This window comes from Mycobacterium sp. 663a-19 (assembly GCF_035616495.1).
Taxonomy (GTDB): Bacteria; Actinomycetota; Actinomycetes; order Mycobacteriales; family Mycobacteriaceae; genus Mycobacterium.
Window position 1 is genome coordinate 1 of the sequence record NZ_JAPJAV010000041.1, and the last position, 669, is coordinate 669.

Annotated in this window: 1 protein-coding gene; it reads left to right on the forward strand. The window is 72.8% G+C overall.

Going from position 1 to position 669, the window contains the following annotated elements:
* A partial coding sequence (locus OQ968_RS24770) for a condensation domain-containing protein (RefSeq protein ID WP_324682289.1) occupies positions 1 to 669 on the forward strand: 669 nt, incomplete at both ends.

The following is a 669-nucleotide window of genomic DNA, read 5'->3' on the forward strand; positions in this document are numbered from 1 at the left end:
CCCGTATCAGGTGGTGCTGAGCGCCGAGCAGGCCGATTTCGGCTGGCAGGTCATCGACGCGCGCGGCTGGCCGCACAACCAACTGGCGGAAGCTCTCGAGCAGGTCGCCGCCCACCGGTTTGATCTGGGCACCCAGATCCCGCTGCGCGCCCAGCTTTTCCACACCGGCGCTGATGAGTACGTGTTGGTGGCGGTGGCCCATCACATCGCCGCGGACGGCGCGTCGATGACCCCGCTGCTGGCCGATCTGGGCGCCGCCTATGCCGCCCGCCGTGATGGGCGCGCCCCGGGCTGGGCCCCACTGGCGGTGCAATACGTCGACTACACCCTGTGGCAGCGCCAGCTGCTGGGGGATCTAGATGACCCGCACAGCCCGATCGCCGCGCAGCTGGCCTACTGGCAGCAGGCGCTGGCCGGCATGCCCGAGCGGTTGTCGCTGCCCACCGACCGCCCCTACCCGGCGGTCGCCGATGGGCGCGGCGCCACCGTGGCCATCGACTGGCCCGCCGAGCTGCACACCGCGCTGACCCGCCTGGCCGGCGAGCACGACGCGACCGGGTTCATGGTGATCGCGGCCGGGCTGGCGGTGCTGCTGGGCACCCTGGCCGCCAGCACCGAGGTGGCCCTCGGCTACCCCATCGCCGGGCGCACCGACCCCGCCCTCGATGA